Raw genomic sequence first — 16,294 nt, forward strand, 5'->3', positions numbered from 1 at the left:
GGGCCGGCACAAGCAACCGCTAAGGCGGAAGGCGAATGATCAACGGCTCCTGTCGCTGCCTCACCTGCTGTTCTTCCACTGGCTCCACCGGCCGCGGCGCACTGGCCAGCAAACTGTCCTCGATCTGCCCCGACAGGTAGTACACCCCCGCCATGGCCCCGCTCTGGCGGTTCTCCATCAGTTCCTGCCATTCCTGGTTCAACGCCACATTCAGGATCACCCGCAACTGCTCGACCATCTGCGGCTGTTCGCGGTCATGGGTCATCATGCCGTAGCCTGCCGTCGCGATCGAAATCATCGCCCCGGCCACCTTGCCCACCGCCGAAGCCACGGCGCTGGCAATGCCGCGCGGGGCCAGGGTGGCGCCGAGCTTTTCGCTGGCGCGGGTGGCCACGGAAGACAGCCCGACGTCGGTCTGCCCGGGCCCTTTGCTGGCTTGCTGGCGCAGGTGCTGGCGCATCGCTTGCCAGGCCGGTTGCTGGTCCAGCGACTTGGCCCGCAGCAGTTGATACAGGCTGGCATTGCGCGCATCGGGCGGCCCCAGGGCGATGGCGGGGATACGGTTGAGGCGCTGGCTGAGCTGCTCTGGGCGCGCGTTGTAGCGGCTGATGATGCCCGGCAGCTGTTGGCCGAGCAATTGCAGGTACAGCTCGCAGGCCCGGTCGCGGATGCCCTCGGGGTTGATCTGTTCGGCCACCGGCTCGATCACCCGCTCGTGGTACTGCTCCTGCAGGTACAGGGCCAGGCGTTTTTCCGCAGGTTCCCGGCCTTCGCCACTGTCGAGCTTGTACCAGGCCACTTTCAGGGTCAGCCACTGTTGGGTCCAGTAGCCGGTGAACCAGGGGATGAAGTCGCTTTCGGTGCGTTGCTGTACTTGCTCCTTCCACACCCGCATGGAGCGCCGGGCATAGTCGTTGGCAGAGCCGGCGGCACCGACCGAGGCGTCGATCAGTTCCTGGTCGATGCGTTGCCAGATAGCTGGCGTGAGTACCGCCGGTGGCGGCGGGGCAGGCGGGCGCTTGCCTGCGCAACCGGCGAGGGCCAGCAGCAGGCACAGCAACAGAAGGATTCGACAACTCACGCGACCGCCTCCCTGATAGAGGCTGGGGTGGTTTTTCGAGTATAGGTCGGGGTTTTGGGGGCCGCTGCGCGCCCCATCGCCGGCAAGCCAGCTCCCACAGGTACTGCGCTGGGCTTGAGGTTACGCGATCCTTGTGGGAGCTGGCTTGCCGGCGATGGGGCGCGCAGCGGCCCTGGTTACTCCAGGTCGAGCTTTTCTTCCAGGCGGTCCAGGTGCTTGTGCATCAGTTGCAAGGCTGCCTCGGCATCGCCTTGCTCCACGGCATCGATGATCGCCGCATGCTCCTCCCACGCGCAGTGGTCGCAGCACGGCGATTCGTAGCGGGCGATGATCAGCGAGGTCATCGGCACCAGACCGTTGAGAAACCGCGCCAGTGGCGCATTGGCGGCCACCTGCGCCAGCTTCAGGTGAAACTCGCCGCCCAGGCGGATCGCCGCGCAGCGCTCGCCGCTTTCATGATGCTGGCGCTCGCGTTCCACCAGTTGCCGCAATTGGCGAACCTGCGCCGGCCGGGCGCGTTGGGTAGCCAGGGTGATCAGCGTGGTTTCGGCCAGGCGCCTGGCGCTGAGCACCTGGCGCGCCTGCTCCGGGTCGGGGGCGGCCAGGTGCGCGGTGTGGCTGGGGCGCTGCACCACCACCTGCTGGTCCGACAGGCGCCCAAGCACGCGGCGTATCACCGTGCGGCTGACACCAAAGGCATGGCCCAGCGCTTGTTCGGGCAACAAGCTGCCGGGTGGCAGGCGCTGTTCGAGAATGGCATCGAACAGCCGGGGGTAGATCTGCTCGGCAGATAGGCGGGTTTCGCCGGCAGCGAGCAGGGCGGGCAAGTGGCGGGCGGCGGTCATGGTCGCTCTCCTGGGGTCATGGATGCAGGTGTTCGTCCGGGATGTTCAGCGGGATGCCCATGCGTAGCCCCTCGGCCAGGATGTGCTGGCGCATCTGGGCACTGGCCTGGGCACTGCTGCGCTCACGAATGGCGCGCACCACCGCTTCGTTTTCCTTGAGCCGCGCTGCCAGATGTTCTGGCGAGTTGCGCAGCATGTCGGCGCTCTGCTTCAGGGCATTGCCGGTCTGCTGCACCACGCTCTGGAAGATCGGGTTGGTGGTCAGGGCGAACAGCGCTTCATGGAAGGCGATGTAGGCCTTGACCCCGGCCTCGCTGTCATCGGCCTCCAGCGCTTCGCGCATGTCCATCAGGGTCAGGCGCAGTTGGCCGATGTCCTGGCTGTTGGCTGACTGCGCCACCAGGCCGACGATGAAGGGTTCGAGGGTGTAGCGCAGCTCCAGTACGTCGGCCAGGCTCGCCGCGGCGCTGGTGTCCACGCCTGGCTCCTGCGCAGTGGCATCGACATCCAGCACCAGCACACCCTTGCCCGGCAGCGCGCGTACCAGGCCCAGGGTTTCCAGCACGGTCACCGCTTCGCGCAGGCTGGGGCGGCTGATGCCCAGTTGTTCGGCCAGCTCGCGCTGGCCCGGTAGCATGTCGCCGCTGCGCCATTGGCCACGGGCCAGGGCCTGGCGCAGTTTTTCTACCACTGAGTTGACGACGGTCGATGAGCTGATCACGGTTCGCTCCTGGAAGGGCCGGCGTCAATGCCGGCCACCTTCGCTCAAAATTCCTGTTGATGGGCGTTGGGCTGCTTGCGCGGCGTGGGGGCAAAGCCGGGTTTGCCAGCCAGCACGTTTTGCGCGCGTTCCAGGTCAATGTCCTTTTCCCAGCGGGCGATGGCCACGGTAGCCACGCAGTTGCCAATCAGGTTGGTCAATGCCCGGCCGATGCCCATGAACCAGTCCACTGCCAGTACCAGTACCAGGCCGACCACCGGAATCGCCGGTACGGCGGTCAGGGTAGCAGCGAGGATCACCAGCGCCGAGCCTGGGATGCCATGGGCGCCCTTGGAAGTCACCAGCGACACCAGCAGGATGGTCAGCAGGTCGGTCATGGCCAGTGGCGTGCCGGTGGCGTTGGCGATGAACACGATGGCCAGGGTCAGGTAGATGGAGAAGCCATCGAGGTTGAACGAGTAGCCAGTGGGGATCACCAGGCCGACAGTGGAACTGCCGATGCCCAGGTGTTCGAGCTTGCGCATGATCTGTGGCAGCACGGCGTCGGAAGAGGCGGTGCCAAGGACGATGGTCAGCTCCTCGCGCAGGTACTTGATCAGTGGCAGCAGCTTGAGCCCCGACAGACGCATGACCGTGCCCAGCACGATCAGCACGAAGCCGGCGCAGGTCAGGTAGAACAGGGCCACCAGCCCGCCCAGGTGCTGCAGCGATTCCAGGCCATATTTGCTGGTGGTGAAGGCAATGGCACCGAACACGCCGATCGGCGCCAGGCGTACGATCATGCCCATGATGCGGAAGATCACGTGGCTCAGTTCGTTGATCAGCCGCGAGATGCCGGCGGCCGAATCACCCACCAGGTTCAGTGCGCTGCCGAACAGCACCGAGAACAGCAGCACCTGGAGAATGTTGTTGTCGGCGAAGGCACCGATCACCGAGGTGGGGATCAGGTCCATGAAGAACGCCGTGGCGCCGTGGATGTGCTGGCCGCGCTCGGCCAGGCTGCTGGCGTCGGCGCTGGACAGCTGGTCCAGGTGGATGTTGGCACCGCTGCCGATGCCGCTGGTGAAGGCGAACACCAGGCCGATCACCAGGGCCAGGGTGGTCAGCACTTCGAAGTAGATCACCGACTTAAGGCCGATGCGCCCGACCTTTTTCAGGTCGCCAGCGCCCGAGATGCCGCTGACCACCACGCAGAACACGATCAGGCCGATGAGCATCTTGATCAGCTTGATGAAGCCGTCGCCAAGGGGTTTGAGTTGCAGGGAGAGGTCGGGGAAGCTGAGACCGCAGGCGATGCCGAGGGCAAGGCCGAGCACGACTTGCAGGAAAATCGAACGCGAGCACCATTTAAGCATGGGAGGGATCTCTGATCGGTGTCCTTGCTTCGGTAGCCGCACGGGGCGAAAGAGCGCAGGACTTAATTATTGTGGTCTTACCGGTTTGTTCAGCGCGAAGCCATAAAAGCGCGAAAAATCCTACATTGCAAGGATTTTTGGCCTTACCGGTCTGACCAGTTGTGGGGCATCATGGCCTGCCAGGCTCTAGTTCGGTGCATGCCGATGGTTGTCGCCGCTGTGCCGCCGGGGGCAATGGCCAGTGCCGGGAGCAGCGTTGCAATCAACTTGCCAAGACACCTTGCGGCGGTAGCCGTCGCTGCTATGGGACGCTCTGCTTGATTTCGGCCAGCACCGGGTGCGCCACCAGTTTGTCGATGTGCAGGGTGGTGTCGCTCATCCAGCTTTCGCTGAGCAGCCGGTAGTGCTCCATGTCGCGGCAGCGCAGGCGCAGGCTGTAGTCGAAGTGGCCGCTGATCAGCTGGCAGTCGTGCACTTCCGGGCAGTTGCGCAGGCTGGCTTCGAAGGCCTTCTGGGCCGCGCGCCCGCTTTGGTTGGACAGGGCGACCAGCACCAGCAGCGAGACCCCGGGTGCCACCTTCTGCAGGTCGATGACTGCCCCGTAGCCACGGATCACACCGCGGCGCTCCAGCTTGCGCACGCGCTCAAGGCACGGGCGCGGGGTGAGGTGGACGAGGGTGGAGAGTTTTTCGAAAGTGATGCGGCCGTCGTGGCGCAGGATGTCGATGATCGCTTCGTCGATGCGGTCGAGGGGGTGGGCGTTGGCGTCCTTGGTGTCCATGCGCTTTGGCTTCGTTCGGAAGAGGGCATGGGACAGGTTAGGCGGTAACCGGGGCCGCTGCGCGGCCCATCGCGACACAAGGCCGCTCCCACAGGGGCATCACATTCCCTTGGGGGGAGCAACTGTCTTGTATGCCTGGACTGGCCTCATCGCTGGCAAGCCAGCTCCCACAGAGACCGCGCAAAGCTCGAGATCTGCGCGGTGCTTGGGAGCAACTGTCTTGTATTGCCTGGACTGGCCTCATCGCCGGCAAGCCAGCTCCCACAGAGACTGTGCAAAGCTTGAGATCTGCGCGGTACTTGGGAGCAACTGTCTTGTATTGCCTGGACTGGCCTCATCGCCGGCAAGCCAGCTCCCACAGGTACTGCACATGGCTTGAGGCCTGTGTGGTCGTGTGGGAGCTGGCTTGCCGGCGATGGGCTGCGCAGCAGCCCCAAGGTCCCTCAGGCACAGACCGAATCTGTCTTGGGCACTGCTCGCAACTCCACCACTCGCGGCTGCAACAGCGCATACAAGTCCTTCGGGTCCTCCAGCACCGGCACCAGTCCGATATCCTTGCCTATATCCAGCGCCTGCGCCATATCCAGCACATAGCGCAGCGCCGAATAATCCTCCAGGGCAAACCCGACCGAGTCGAACAGCGTCACTTGCCCGGCGCTCTCACGGCCTGTGGCTGCACCGGCAACCACCTGCCAGAACTCCGTCACCGGCGAGTCTGCCGGCATCTGCTGAATCTCGCCTTCGACCCGGCTTTGCGGCTCGTATTCGACGATCACCCGGGCCTGTTCGACAATCGCCCGGTGCAGCTCGGTCTTGCCCGGGCAGTCACCGCCCACGGCGTTCAGGTGCATGCCCGGCTCGATCATCTCTGGGGTAAGGATGGTGGCGTAGGCCTTGTCGGCGGTCACCGTGGTGACGATATCGGCACCGCGCACCGCGTCGGCCACCGAGCTGGCGATAGTCAGCTTGAGGCCGGGGCGGTTGCCCAGGTTGGCGACCAGCTTGGCCGAGGCGCCAGGGTCGATGTCGTACAGGCGGATTTCATCAATCCCCAGCAGGGCATTGAACGCGATGGCCTGGAACTCGCTCTGCGAGCCATTGCCGATCAATGCCATGCTGCGGCTGTCTTCACGCGCCAGGTAGCGGGCGGCCAGGGCCGAGGTGGCGGCAGTGCGGATCGCCGTGGTCAGGGTCATTTCGCTGAGCAGCAACGGCGCGCCGGTATCGACGCTGGCCAGGGCGCCGAAGGCCATTACCGTGGGTAGGCCGTGGCGGGTGTTCTTCGGGTGGCCGTTGACGTACTTGAAGGCGTAGCGGCTGGCGTCTGAAACCGGCATCAGCTCGATCACCCCATCCGGCGAATGGTTGGCCACCCGGGCGCATTTCTCGAAGGCGGGCCAGCGCAGGTAGTCCTGGCGGATGTACTCGGCCATTTCCAGCAGGCAGGTGGGCAGGCCTTTGCGGTTGACCAGGCGGGCCAGGTCTTGCACATCGATATAGCGGGTCATGAGGGTCTCCCTGCGGCGACGCTTCCGGAGTGGGCTCTGGGGTCATTGTGCGGCGGGTAGGGAGGTGAAGCTGGCTGTAATGGGCGGTGGCGGCAGCGGCTTTGGCTGACTTCGCTATGCGGACAGCCGAATCGGCTGTGGGGGCCGTACCTGGTAGGTGTCCGCGGTCAGCTGTCAGGAGCGGCCGCTCACTGCTCTCGCAAGCGCTTGTAAAGCGTGGTTCGGCTGATCCCCAGCCCGCGCGCCACCGCCGACAGGTTGCCATTGGCTTGTTCCACCAAGGCCTGCAGGTCGGCCTCCTCGGCCGTGACCAGCACCGGCACTTGCGACTCGGCCAGAAACCCCGCCGGCAAGTGCTCGACGCCGATCGGCACGTTGCCCGCCAAGGCCAGCGCCACCTGCAGCACACTCACCAGTTCGCGCAAATTACCCGGCCAGGGGTGTCGATCGAGCAGGTCGATGATGGCCGAAGGCAGCCGCGCGGGTTGCCCAGGGTCGCGGTAGCGGGCATGTATTTGTTCGATCAGCTGCCGCCGGTCAGCGCGCTCGCGCAGCGGTGGCAGCACCACGGCCAGGCCGGCGATGCGGTAATACAGGTCCTGGCGAAAGCGCCCGGCGCGTACCTCTTCGGCCAGGTCACGGTTGCTCGCCGATACCACGCGGATATCCACTGCCACTGGTTCGCCGCTGCCCAGCGGCTGGATGCTGCGCGACTGCAGTACACGCAGCAGCCGGGCCTGGGTGGGCAGCGGCATGTCGCCGATCTCGTCGAGGAACAGAATGCCTTGGTGAGCCTTGCGGATCAGCCCTGGGTTGCCCTTGTGGTGGGCGCCGGTAAACGCGCCTTTGTCGTAGCCGAACAGCTCCGACTCCACCAGTTCGGCCGGGATCGCCGCGCAGTTGACGGCAACCAGGGGCTGGCTGGCGCGGCTGCTGGCCCGGTGCAGGGTGTCGACGAACACTTCCTTGCCCACGCCGGTTTCACCTTGCACCAGCACCGGGATGTCCTTTTCCAGCAGCAGGCCGGCTTGCGCCAAGGCCTTCTCCAGGCGTGGCTCGCCGCTGCCCGTAGCGGGGCGGTGGGTGCCCTTGCGCGCGGGCTGCCACTGGCAATGAAAGCGGTTGCGGCCCGTGGCCTGCAGGGCGAACGGCTGCTGCCGGGGATGGCTGAGCAACTGTTGCAGGGGTAACTGGAACAGTTGCTCGATGTTCTGCCGCAGCGGGTTGCCGCCGAGCAGGCTGTCGGCCCGGTGATTGGCGGCCAGCACCTGCCCGCGCTCATCGAACAGCAACAGGCCGGCCCAAGGGCTGTCGAGGTTGTCGGAAGCGCTGTTGAAGATCAGTTGCGCGTACTGGTCGGCATGCTCTGCGAGGATCAGGCGGTTTTCCAGGCTCTGGCCCATCATGCGCACCAGGCCCAGCGTCTGGCTGGCCGGCAGGTAGCCGTCGCTGGCCACATCGAGCACGCCGACCAACTTCCGCGCGGCGTCGAACAGCGGTGCGGCGGCGCTGGACAGGTAGCGGTTCTGGCGCAGGAAATGCTCGTCCTGGCCAACGTGGATCGCCTCGGCGCAGACCAGCGCGGTGCCCAGGGCATTGGTACCGACGCCGCGCTCGTGCCAGTGGGCGCCAGCGCTGAAGCCATGCTGCTGGCGTGGCTCGATGAAACGCCGTGAGCCCCAGGTGTCGAGCAGACAGCCACTGGCATCGGCCAGCATCACCAGGTAGCTGGCATTGCCCAGCAGGTGCGCGTATTGCGGCAGCACCTCTTCGCGAGTCAGGCGCAGCAGCGCCTGGCGCCGCTCCAGCAGGGCGCTCAGCTCGGCCCGGGTCAGGCAGTCGAAGTCCGGCGCGTGCTGGGGTTGCAGGCCATGTTCACGACAGCGGGCCCAGGAAGCCTGGATCAGTTGGGCATGGGGTGAAGCGGATACGGCCATGGGCCTGTCCTGTGTGATTGTTGTCATGGGCCGACCGCTGTTCAGTGTTGTCCAGGGTTGTTCATTGTCAAACCGGCAAGTGTTCAGTTGTTCAGTGATTGTGTTCAATTGTGAACCTGCGATCTGCCAGGGCCGCCGCCAAGCTGGCGGGCCAGAGCGGCGGGGCACGACTGGCACGAAACTGGCTGTGCCCGGCAGACAACAACCACAAAAAGGCCACGCCATGTCCCTGGTGCTGGAACAGGTCAGCCGCAACGTCGACAACCAGGCCTGGATCGTCGATGCTTCGCTGCGTTTCGAGCCTGGTTCGTTCAACGTGCTGCTCGGCCGCACCCTGGCCGGCAAGACCAGCCTGATGCGCCTGATGGCCGGGCTCGACCGCCCGGACCGCGGGCGGGTGCTGATGGACGGCCAGGACGTGACCGGTGTGCCGGTGCGCCAGCGCAACGTGTCGATGGTGTATCAGCAGTTCATCAATTACCCGACCCTCAGCGTGTACGAGAACATCGCCTCGCCGTTGCGCCAGGCGCGCATGGCAGAGGCGCAGATCCGCCGGCGGGTGCAGGAAACCGCCGAGATGCTGCGCATCGAAGCCTACCTGCAGCGCCTGCCACTGGAGCTGTCTGGTGGCCAGCAGCAACGCACGGCGATGGCCCGGGCGCTGGTCAAGGATGCCTCGCTCATCCTCTTCGACGAGCCGTTGGTCAACCTCGACTACAAGCTGCGCGAGGGCCTGCGCCAGGAGCTGCGCGAGCTGTTCGCTGCGCGCCGCTGCATTGCCGTGTACGCCACCACCGAGCCCAACGAGGCGCTGGCACTGGGCGGCACTACCACCCTGGTGCATGAAGGCCGCATCGTGCAGAGCGGGCCCACCGCCGAGGTCTACCAGCGCCCGGGCAGCGTGCTGGCCGCCGAGCTGTTTTCCGAGCCGCCGATCAACCTGGTGCCTGGCCGTATCGACGGCAACGAGGTGAGCCTGGCCCAGGCCGTGCACTTTGCCCGCAGTGCCGATTTGCAGCAGCTCGCCGAGGGCGATTACCGCTTTGGCGTGCGCCCCAGCCATATCACGCTGGTGCCGGCCCATGATGATGACCTGGAGCTGGCGGTGTTGGTGGAGCTGGCCGAGATTAGCGGTTCAGAGACCTTCCTGCATGTGCGCAACGAACATTGGCGCATGATCCTGCACCTGCCGGGGGTGCACGAATACCAGGTGGATACGCCGATCCGCGTGTTCATCCCCACCCACAAGCTGTTCGTCTTTGACAGTGCCGGGGCGCTGGTGCAGGCCCCGGGGCTGCGCCAGGCAAGGAGAGGGTGATGGCCGAAATCCGCCTGCAGCAACTGGCGCACAGCTACAGCCGCCAGCCCACCAGCGAGGCGGACTATGCCCTGCACGCGCTGGAGCATGTGTGGGAGCAGGGTGGCGCCTACGCGTTGCTCGGGCCGTCGGGCTGCGGCAAGTCGACCTTGCTCAACATCATCTCCGGGTTGCTGACACCGTCGCACGGCGAGGTGCTGTTCGACGGCAAGCCGGTCAACCAGCTGTCACCGCAGGCGCGCAACATCGCTCAGGTGTTCCAGTTTCCGGTGGTGTACGACACCATGACGGTGTTCGATAACCTGGCCTTCCCGTTGCGCAACCAGGGGCTGGACGAAGCCCGGGTGCGTACCCGCGTGGAGGAGATTGCCGAGGTGCTCGACCTGTCTGCCGTGCTGCGCAAGAAGGCGCGTAACCTCAGTGCCGACGAAAAGCAGAAAGTTTCCATGGGCCGTGGCCTGGTGCGCGATGACGTATCGGCGATCCTGTTCGACGAGCCACTGACGGTGATCGACCCGCACCTTAAGTGGAAGCTGCGGCGCAAGCTCAAGCAGATCCACGAGCAGTTCAACATCACCATGATCTACGTCACCCACGACCAGCTGGAGGCCTCGACCTTCGCCGACAAGATCGCGGTGATGCACGGCGGGCGCATCGTCCAGTTCGGCACCCCGCGCGAGCTGTTCGAGCGACCACGGCACACCTTCGTCGGCTACTTCATCGGCAGCCCGGGGATGAACCTGATCGAGGTCCGCGCCGAAGCGGACGGGGTAGTGTTCGGCGATATCCACCTGGCGTTGCCGGGGCATCTGCGAGAGCACCTGCGCGAGCGCCTGGCGGCGACCGTGGGCGGACGCCTGCAGGTGGGCATCCGCCCGGAGTTCGTGCAGCTGTGGGACAGCCCGTTCGATGACGCCTACCCGGCGCGGGTGCTGGATGTCGAGGACCTCGGCACCTACCGCATCGTCACCCTCGAACTCGGCGGTGTCGCGCTCAAGGCGCGCCTGGACGAGGATCGCCCGCTACCCGTGGCCCAGGCCTGGGTCAGCCTGCCGGCACAGTGGCTGATGCTGTACGTCGACGATGTGCTGCTGGAGGCCGGGCCATGAACAAGGTGCCGAACAACAAGGCCTGGTGGCTGGTGCTGCCGGTGTTCCTGCTGGTGGCGTTCAGTGCGGTGGTGCCGATGATGACCGTGGTCAACTACTCGGTGCAGGATATCTTCGACCAGTCCAACCGCTATTTCGTCGGTGCCGACTGGTACCGCCAGGTGCTGCGCGACCCGGCGCTGCATGATGCGCTGCTGCGCCAGTTCATCTATTCCGCCTGCGTGCTGCTGATCGAGATCCCGCTGGGCATCGCCATTGCCCTGACCATGCCGACCAAGGGGCGCATGGCCTCGCTGTGCCTGATCGTCATGGCCATCCCGTTGCTGATCCCGTGGAATGTGGTCGGCACCATCTGGCAGATCTTCGGCCGCGCCGACATCGGCCTGCTCGGTGCCACCCTGGCCAAGCTCGGGGTCAGCTACAACTATGCCGGCGACCCGTTCGATGCCTGGCTCACGGTACTGGTAATGGACGTGTGGCACTGGACGTCGTTGGTGGCGCTGCTGTGCTATTCGGGGTTGCGCGCCATCCCCGACGTCTATTACCAGGCCGCGCGCATCGACCGCGCCTCGGGCTGGGCAGTGTTCCGTCATATCCAGTTGCCCAAGCTGAAGAACGTGCTGCTGATCGCGGTGATGCTGCGCTTCATGGACAGCTTCATGATCTACACCGAGCCGTTCGTGCTGACCGGTGGCGGGCCCGGCAACGCCACCACCTTCCTCAGCCAGACCCTCACGCGCATGGCTGTCGGGCAGTTCGACCTGGGCCCGGCGGCGGCGTTCTCGCTGGTGTACTTCCTGATCATCCTGCTGGTGTCGTGGCTGTTCTACACAGCAATGACCCATGCCGACAAGGACTAGCCCATGAGCACGCGCAAATCGCTGGCCCTGCTGCTGTATTTCTTCTTTCTGCTGGTGCCGATTTACTGGCTGCTGAACATGTCGTTCAAGAGCAACACCGAGATCCTTGGTGGCCTGACCCTGTGGCCGCAGGCGTTCACCCTCGACAACTACCGGGTGATCTTCACCGATGCCAGCTGGTACAGCGGCTACATCAACTCGCTGTACTACGTGTGCCTGAACACCCTGATTTCGCTGCTGGTGGCGCTGCCGGCGGCATATGCCTTCTCGCGCTACCGCTTCCTCGGTGACCGGCACCTGTTCTTCTGGCTATTGACCAACCGCATGGCGCCGCCGGCGGTGTTCCTGCTGCCGTTCTTCCAGCTGTACTCGTCGATCGGCCTGTTCGACACCCATATCGCCGTGGCGCTGGCTCATTGCCTGTTCAACGTGCCGCTGGCGGTGTGGATCCTGGAGGGGTTCATGTCCGGTGTGCCGAAGGAAATCGACGAAACGGCCTATATCGACGGTTACAGCTTCCCACGCTTCTTCGTGAAGATTTTCATTCCATTGATTGGCTCCGGCATCGGCGTCACGGCGTTTTTCTGCTTCATGTTCTCCTGGGTCGAACTGCTGCTGGCGCGCACCCTGACCTCGGTGAATGCCAAGCCGATTGCGGCGGTGATGACCCGGACCGTGTCGGCCTCGGGCATCGACTGGGGCGTGCTGGCAGCAGCGGGGGTACTGACCATCTTGCCGGGCATGCTGGTGATCTGGTTCGTGCGTAACCATGTAGCCAAGGGCTTTGCCCTGGGCCGGGTGTGAGGAGGGCACGGCATGGAGTGGATGGCCTGGACCTTGCCCACGGCGCTGTTCTTCGCTGCCGTTGGCGTGCTGTTGCTGGGCATGACTGTGCTCGAATTGCGCCGCCCTTGCGTGGAGCGACGCGGTTTTCTGCCGCTCGTCACCAGCCGCGGCGACCGCTTGTTCATCGGGCTACTGGCCAGCGCCTACCTGCACTTGCTGGTGGTCGGCGTCAGCGAGTGGCCGTTGTGGGTGGCCTCGTTGCTGTCGCTGGCCTGGCTGGTGGTGGTGCTGCGCTGGGGCTGAGCGAGCGGCCCTGTGGAATAACTGAAACGGGAGATCACAATGTTCGACAACAAGCATAACAGGCGACATTTGACCCTGGCCGCGTTGCTGGTACTGGCCAGCGTGCAGGGCACGACCTGGGCCGACCAGTACGAGGACGCGGCAAAAAAATGGATCGGCAACGAGTTCAAGCCCTCGACCCTCACAGCGGAGCAGCAGTTGGCCGAGTTGAAGTGGTTCATCAAGGCTGCCGAGCCATTCCGCGGCATGAAGATCAACGTGGTGTCGGAAACCATCACCACCCATGAATACGAATCCAAGGTGCTGGCCAAGGCCTTCAGCGAGATCACGGGCATCCAGCTGACCCACGACCTGCTGCAGGAAGGTGACGTGGTGGAAAAGCTGCAGACGCAGATGCAGTCGGACAAGAACATCTATGACGGCTGGGTCAACGACTCCGACTTGATCGGCACGCACTTTCGCTATGGCAAGGTGCAATCGATCACCGACCTGATGGCCAACGAGGGCAAGGACTACACTTCGCCGACCCTGGACCTGAAGGACTTCATCGGCATTTCCTTCACCACCGCGCCCGATGGCAAGGTCTATCAGCTGCCCGACCAGCAGTTCGCCAACCTGTACTGGTTCCGCGCCGACTGGTTCGAGCGGCCCGAGCTGAAGGCCAGGTTCAAGGAGAAGTACGGCTACGAGCTGGGTGTGCCGGTGAACTGGTCGGCCTACGAGGACATTGCCAAGTTCTTTACCGAAGACGTCAAGGAAATCGACGGCAAGCGCGTCTATGGCCACATGGACTACGGCAAGAAAGACCCGTCGCTGGGCTGGCGCTTCACCGATGCCTGGTTCTCCATGGCCGGTGGTGGCGACAAGGGCCTGCCCAATGGCCTGCCGGTGGACGAATGGGGCATTCGTGTGGAGGACTGCCACCCGGTGGGCTCCAGCGTGACGCGCGGCGGCGACACCAACGGCCCGGCCGCCGTCTACGCCACGCAGAAGTACGTGGACTGGATGCGCGCCTATGCGCCCAAGGAAGCCCAGGGCATGACCTTCTCCGAAGCTGGCCCGGTGCCAGCCCAGGGCAACATTGCCCAGCAGATCTTCTGGTACACCGCGTTTACCGCCGATATGACCAAGCCCGGGCTGCCGGTGGTGAATGCCGACGGCACGCCGAAATGGCGCATGGCGCCTTCGCCGAAGGGGCCGTATTGGGAGGAGGGGATGAAGCTGGGTTACCAGGACACTGGCTCCTGGACCTTCTTCAAGTCCACGCCCGAGAAGCAACGCCTGGCGGCTTGGCTGTATGCCCAGTTCGTCACTTCCAAGACCGTGTCGCTGAAAAAGACGATTGTTGGCCTCACGCCGATTCGCGAGTCGGACATCAACTCCCCGGCCATGACCGAGCTGGCGCCCAAGTTGGGCGGGCTGGTGGAGTTCTACCGCAGCCCGGCACGGGTGCAGTGGACGCCCACCGGCACCAACGTGCCGGATTATCCGCGCCTGGCGCAGTTGTGGTGGAGCCACATCGCCGAAGTGGCCAGTGGCGAAAAGACCCCGCAACAGGCGCTGGATGGCCTGGCCCGCGATCAGGATCGGATGATGGAGCGGCTGCAGCGGTCCAATGCCCAGGCCACCTGCGCGCCGAAGCTGAACCCGGAGAAGGACGCCCAGTACTGGTTCGACCAGCCGGGGGCGCCGAAGCCCAAGCTTGCCAACGAAAAGCCCAAGGGCGAGACGGTCAGCTACGACGAACTGCTGAAATCGTGGGAGGCGGCGAGGAAGTGACTGGCTGAGATACCGCGCTGGCCTCTTCGCGGGCTTGCCCGCTCCCACAGGTAAATCACAGCTTCCGAAGCCTGTGCAGCACCTGTGGAAGCGGGCAGGCCCGCGAAGAGGCCGGTATAGCCATCGAGAAATCCCAGGCAAAAAAAACGGCACCTGCCAGAGGTGCCGTTTTCATCTCACGCGGTATTACTTGTGCAGCTCTTCCGCCGCATACAGCGTGTTTTCCAGCAGGCATGCGCGGGTCATCGGCCCGACCCCACCCGGCACCGGCGTGATCCAGCCAGCGCGCGGCAGGGCGGTCTCGTAGACCACGTCGCCGACCAGCTTGCCGTCATCCTGGCGGTTGATGCCCACGTCGATGACGATGGCACCTTCCTTGATCCATTCACCCTTGACCAGGCCCGGCTTGCCGGCAGCCACGACCACCAGGTCGGCACGCCCGACATGCCCGGGCAGGTCTTTGGTGAAGCGGTGGCAGACGGTCACGGTGCAGCCGGCCAGCAACAGCTCCATGGCCATCGGCCGGCCAACGATGTTGGAGGCACCAACGATCACTGCGTTCATGCCGTACAGGTCCTGGCCGGTGCTTTCCAGCAGGGTCATGATGCCCTTCGGCGTGCACGGGCGCAGCAGCGGGATGCGCTGGGCCAGGCGACCGATGTTGTACGGGTGGAAGCCGTCCACGTCCTTGTCCGGGCGAATGCGTTCGAGCAGCAGCGAGGCGTCCAGGTGCGCCGGCAGCGGCAGCTGCAGCAGGATGCCGTCGACGGCCGGGTCGTCATTGAGGCGGTCGATCAGCTCGGTCAGGGCCTGCTGCGTGGTTTCGCTGGGCAGGTCGAACGCCTGCGAAATGAAGCCGACCTCTTCGCAGTCCTTGCGCTTGTGCGAGACATAGACTTGGGAGGCGGGGTCGGTGCCGACCAGGATCACCGCCAGGCCTGGGGTACGCAGGCCTTGCTGGCGACGCTCCACGACACGTTGAGCGATCTGCTGGCGCAGGCTGGCGGCGATCGCCTTGCCATCGATTAGGTGTGCAGTCATAGACGCGTGATTAACCATCGAGAAGGAAACAATAAAGAGGGCGCATTCTCGCACGACACGGCCCAAGGGCAAAGGCGGGTGGTCGGGCAAATCCCCTAAGCCCTTAAATAAATTAAATTTTTTTGAAAAAGGAGTTGACGACCACCAGGGCCGCCTATAAGATTCGCCGCACTTGTCGGGCACAGCCTAGCACTGGTTGGCGAAGTCGGGCAGAATGAGTGGTTTAGCAGTTACCTGTTAATTGGCAGTATCTGTTAAAAGTCTCGTTCGGTTAGGCTTCAAGCTTAAGCGCCCGTAGCTCAGCTGGATAGAGCATCCGCCTTCTAAGCGGATGGTCGCAGGTTCGAGTCCTGCCGGGTGCGCCATTAGGCAGCTTTGGCAAGCAAGTAGGCTGTAATGCAATATGGTGGGCGTAGCTCAGTTGGTAGAGCGCTGGATTGTGATTCCAGTTGTCGTGGGTTCGATTCCCATCGTCCACCCCATATTCTTCAAAGGCGCCTCGATAGCATCTGGCGCCTTTGTTTTAAGCGTTACGCGGACGTGGTGAAATTGGTAGACACACTGGATTTAGGTTCCAGCGGCGCAAGCTGTAAGAGTTCGAGTCTCTTCGTCCGCACCATGCTTCTGTAGGGCTGTACCGCAACATCGCAAGACCGCAATATGGTGGGCGTAGCTCAGTTGGTAGAGCGCTGGATTGTGATTCCAGTTGTCGTGGGTTCGATTCCCATCGTCCACCCCATATTTTCAGAAGGCGCCTTGGTCGTGAAACCGGGCGCCTTTTTGTTTTTATGGCTTGAGTGCTCTGGTGCCTGTGAGATCGAGCGCCGCCCGCGCGGCGCTTCGCGGCACAAGGCCGCTCCCACATTTGTT

The 16,294-nt window shown here is 64.1% G+C and carries 14 protein-coding genes and 4 tRNA genes; 10 read left to right on the forward strand and 8 right to left on the reverse strand.

Annotated features, from left to right (window positions below; all coding sequences use genetic code 11):
- Positions 1-19: 19 nt before the first annotated feature.
- The 7 genes from TZ03_RS22125 to TZ03_RS22155 all read right to left on the reverse strand — a co-directional run bounded on the left by TZ03_RS22125 (position 20) and on the right by TZ03_RS22155 (position 8,228).
- Complete coding sequence (locus TZ03_RS22125) at positions 20-1,081, reverse strand: hypothetical protein (RefSeq protein ID WP_051100416.1); 1,062 nt, start codon at positions 1,079-1,081, stop codon at positions 20-22.
- Between the two features lie 176 nt (positions 1,082-1,257).
- Positions 1,258-1,926: a GntR family transcriptional regulator gene (locus tag TZ03_RS22130; protein WP_051100417.1), complete on the reverse strand. Its 669-nt coding sequence runs from the start codon at positions 1,924-1,926 to the stop codon at positions 1,258-1,260.
- Positions 1,927-1,942: 16 nt separating this feature from the next.
- Complete coding sequence (locus tag TZ03_RS22135) at positions 1,943-2,647, reverse strand: FadR/GntR family transcriptional regulator (protein WP_051100418.1); 705 nt, start codon at positions 2,645-2,647, stop codon at positions 1,943-1,945.
- Positions 2,648-2,691: 44 nt separating this feature from the next.
- Entirely contained in the window at positions 2,692-4,002 is a 1,311-nt protein-coding gene (locus tag TZ03_RS22140; protein ID WP_051100419.1) for a C4-dicarboxylate transporter DctA, read from the reverse strand.
- Positions 4,003-4,303: 301 nt separating this feature from the next.
- The gene (locus tag TZ03_RS22145; RefSeq protein WP_051100420.1) at positions 4,304-4,783 is read right to left on the reverse strand and encodes an Lrp/AsnC family transcriptional regulator; all 480 of its coding nucleotides are present in this window, start codon (positions 4,781-4,783) and stop codon (positions 4,304-4,306) included.
- A 443-nt stretch (positions 4,784-5,226) separates the two neighbouring features.
- Positions 5,227-6,291 carry an ornithine cyclodeaminase gene (locus tag TZ03_RS22150; RefSeq protein WP_051100421.1) on the reverse strand — a complete coding sequence of 355 codons (1,065 nt, stop codon included), beginning with the start codon at positions 6,289-6,291 and terminating at the stop codon, positions 5,227-5,229.
- Between the two features lie 188 nt (positions 6,292-6,479).
- Complete coding sequence (locus TZ03_RS22155; protein ID WP_051100422.1) at positions 6,480-8,228, reverse strand: sigma-54-dependent Fis family transcriptional regulator; 1,749 nt, start codon at positions 8,226-8,228, stop codon at positions 6,480-6,482.
- A 223-nt stretch (positions 8,229-8,451) separates the two neighbouring features.
- Here TZ03_RS22155 and TZ03_RS22160 point away from each other — a divergent pair, with 223 nt between their 5' ends.
- The 6 genes from TZ03_RS22160 to TZ03_RS22185 are packed head-to-tail and all read left to right on the forward strand — an operon-like array spanning position 8,452 to position 14,383.
- Positions 8,452-9,546: an ABC transporter ATP-binding protein gene (locus tag TZ03_RS22160; RefSeq protein ID WP_051100423.1), complete on the forward strand. Its 1,095-nt coding sequence runs from the start codon at positions 8,452-8,454 to the stop codon at positions 9,544-9,546.
- Positions 9,546-10,655 (forward strand): ABC transporter ATP-binding protein, encoded by a 1,110-nt coding sequence (locus TZ03_RS22165; RefSeq protein ID WP_051100424.1) that lies wholly within the window; start codon positions 9,546-9,548, stop codon positions 10,653-10,655. Before TZ03_RS22160 ends, TZ03_RS22165 begins: the two co-directional genes overlap by 1 nt.
- A complete protein-coding gene (locus TZ03_RS22170) occupies positions 10,652-11,515 on the forward strand; it encodes a carbohydrate ABC transporter permease (RefSeq protein WP_051100425.1) in 864 nt (287 codons plus the stop codon). Before TZ03_RS22165 ends, TZ03_RS22170 begins: the two co-directional genes overlap by 4 nt.
- A 3-nt stretch (positions 11,516-11,518) precedes the next feature.
- The gene (locus TZ03_RS22175) at positions 11,519-12,319 is read left to right on the forward strand and encodes a carbohydrate ABC transporter permease (protein ID WP_013971876.1); all 801 of its coding nucleotides are present in this window, start codon (positions 11,519-11,521) and stop codon (positions 12,317-12,319) included.
- Between the two features lie 12 nt (positions 12,320-12,331).
- On the forward strand, positions 12,332-12,604 hold the full coding sequence (locus tag TZ03_RS22180; protein WP_051100426.1) for a DUF2160 domain-containing protein: 273 nt from the start codon (positions 12,332-12,334) through the stop codon (positions 12,602-12,604).
- A 39-nt stretch (positions 12,605-12,643) separates the two neighbouring features.
- A complete protein-coding gene (locus tag TZ03_RS22185) occupies positions 12,644-14,383 on the forward strand; it encodes an ABC transporter substrate-binding protein (RefSeq protein WP_051100427.1) in 1,740 nt (579 codons plus the stop codon).
- 186 nt (positions 14,384-14,569) lie between these two features.
- Here TZ03_RS22185 and folD read toward each other — a convergent pair whose 3' ends face one another.
- Positions 14,570-15,424, reverse strand: a complete 855-nt coding sequence (folD, locus tag TZ03_RS22190) for a bifunctional methylenetetrahydrofolate dehydrogenase/methenyltetrahydrofolate cyclohydrolase FolD (RefSeq protein ID WP_051100428.1) — start codon at positions 15,422-15,424, stop codon at positions 14,570-14,572.
- A gap of 288 nt (positions 15,425-15,712) precedes the next feature.
- Between folD and TZ03_RS22195 the strand changes: the two genes are divergently transcribed.
- The 4 genes from TZ03_RS22195 to TZ03_RS22210 all read left to right on the forward strand — a co-directional run bounded on the left by TZ03_RS22195 (position 15,713) and on the right by TZ03_RS22210 (position 16,163).
- Positions 15,713-15,789: transfer RNA gene (locus TZ03_RS22195), tRNA-Arg, on the forward strand.
- A 41-nt stretch (positions 15,790-15,830) separates the two neighbouring features.
- Positions 15,831-15,906 (forward strand) — tRNA-His (locus TZ03_RS22200).
- A gap of 52 nt (positions 15,907-15,958) precedes the next feature.
- Positions 15,959-16,043, forward strand: a tRNA-Leu gene (locus TZ03_RS22205).
- A 44-nt stretch (positions 16,044-16,087) separates the two neighbouring features.
- Positions 16,088-16,163, forward strand: a tRNA-His gene (locus tag TZ03_RS22210).
- Positions 16,164-16,294 lie beyond the last annotated feature (131 nt).

The organism is Pseudomonas sp. 10-1B, assembly GCF_000935045.1.
Taxonomy (GTDB): domain Bacteria; phylum Pseudomonadota; class Gammaproteobacteria; order Pseudomonadales; family Pseudomonadaceae; genus Aquipseudomonas.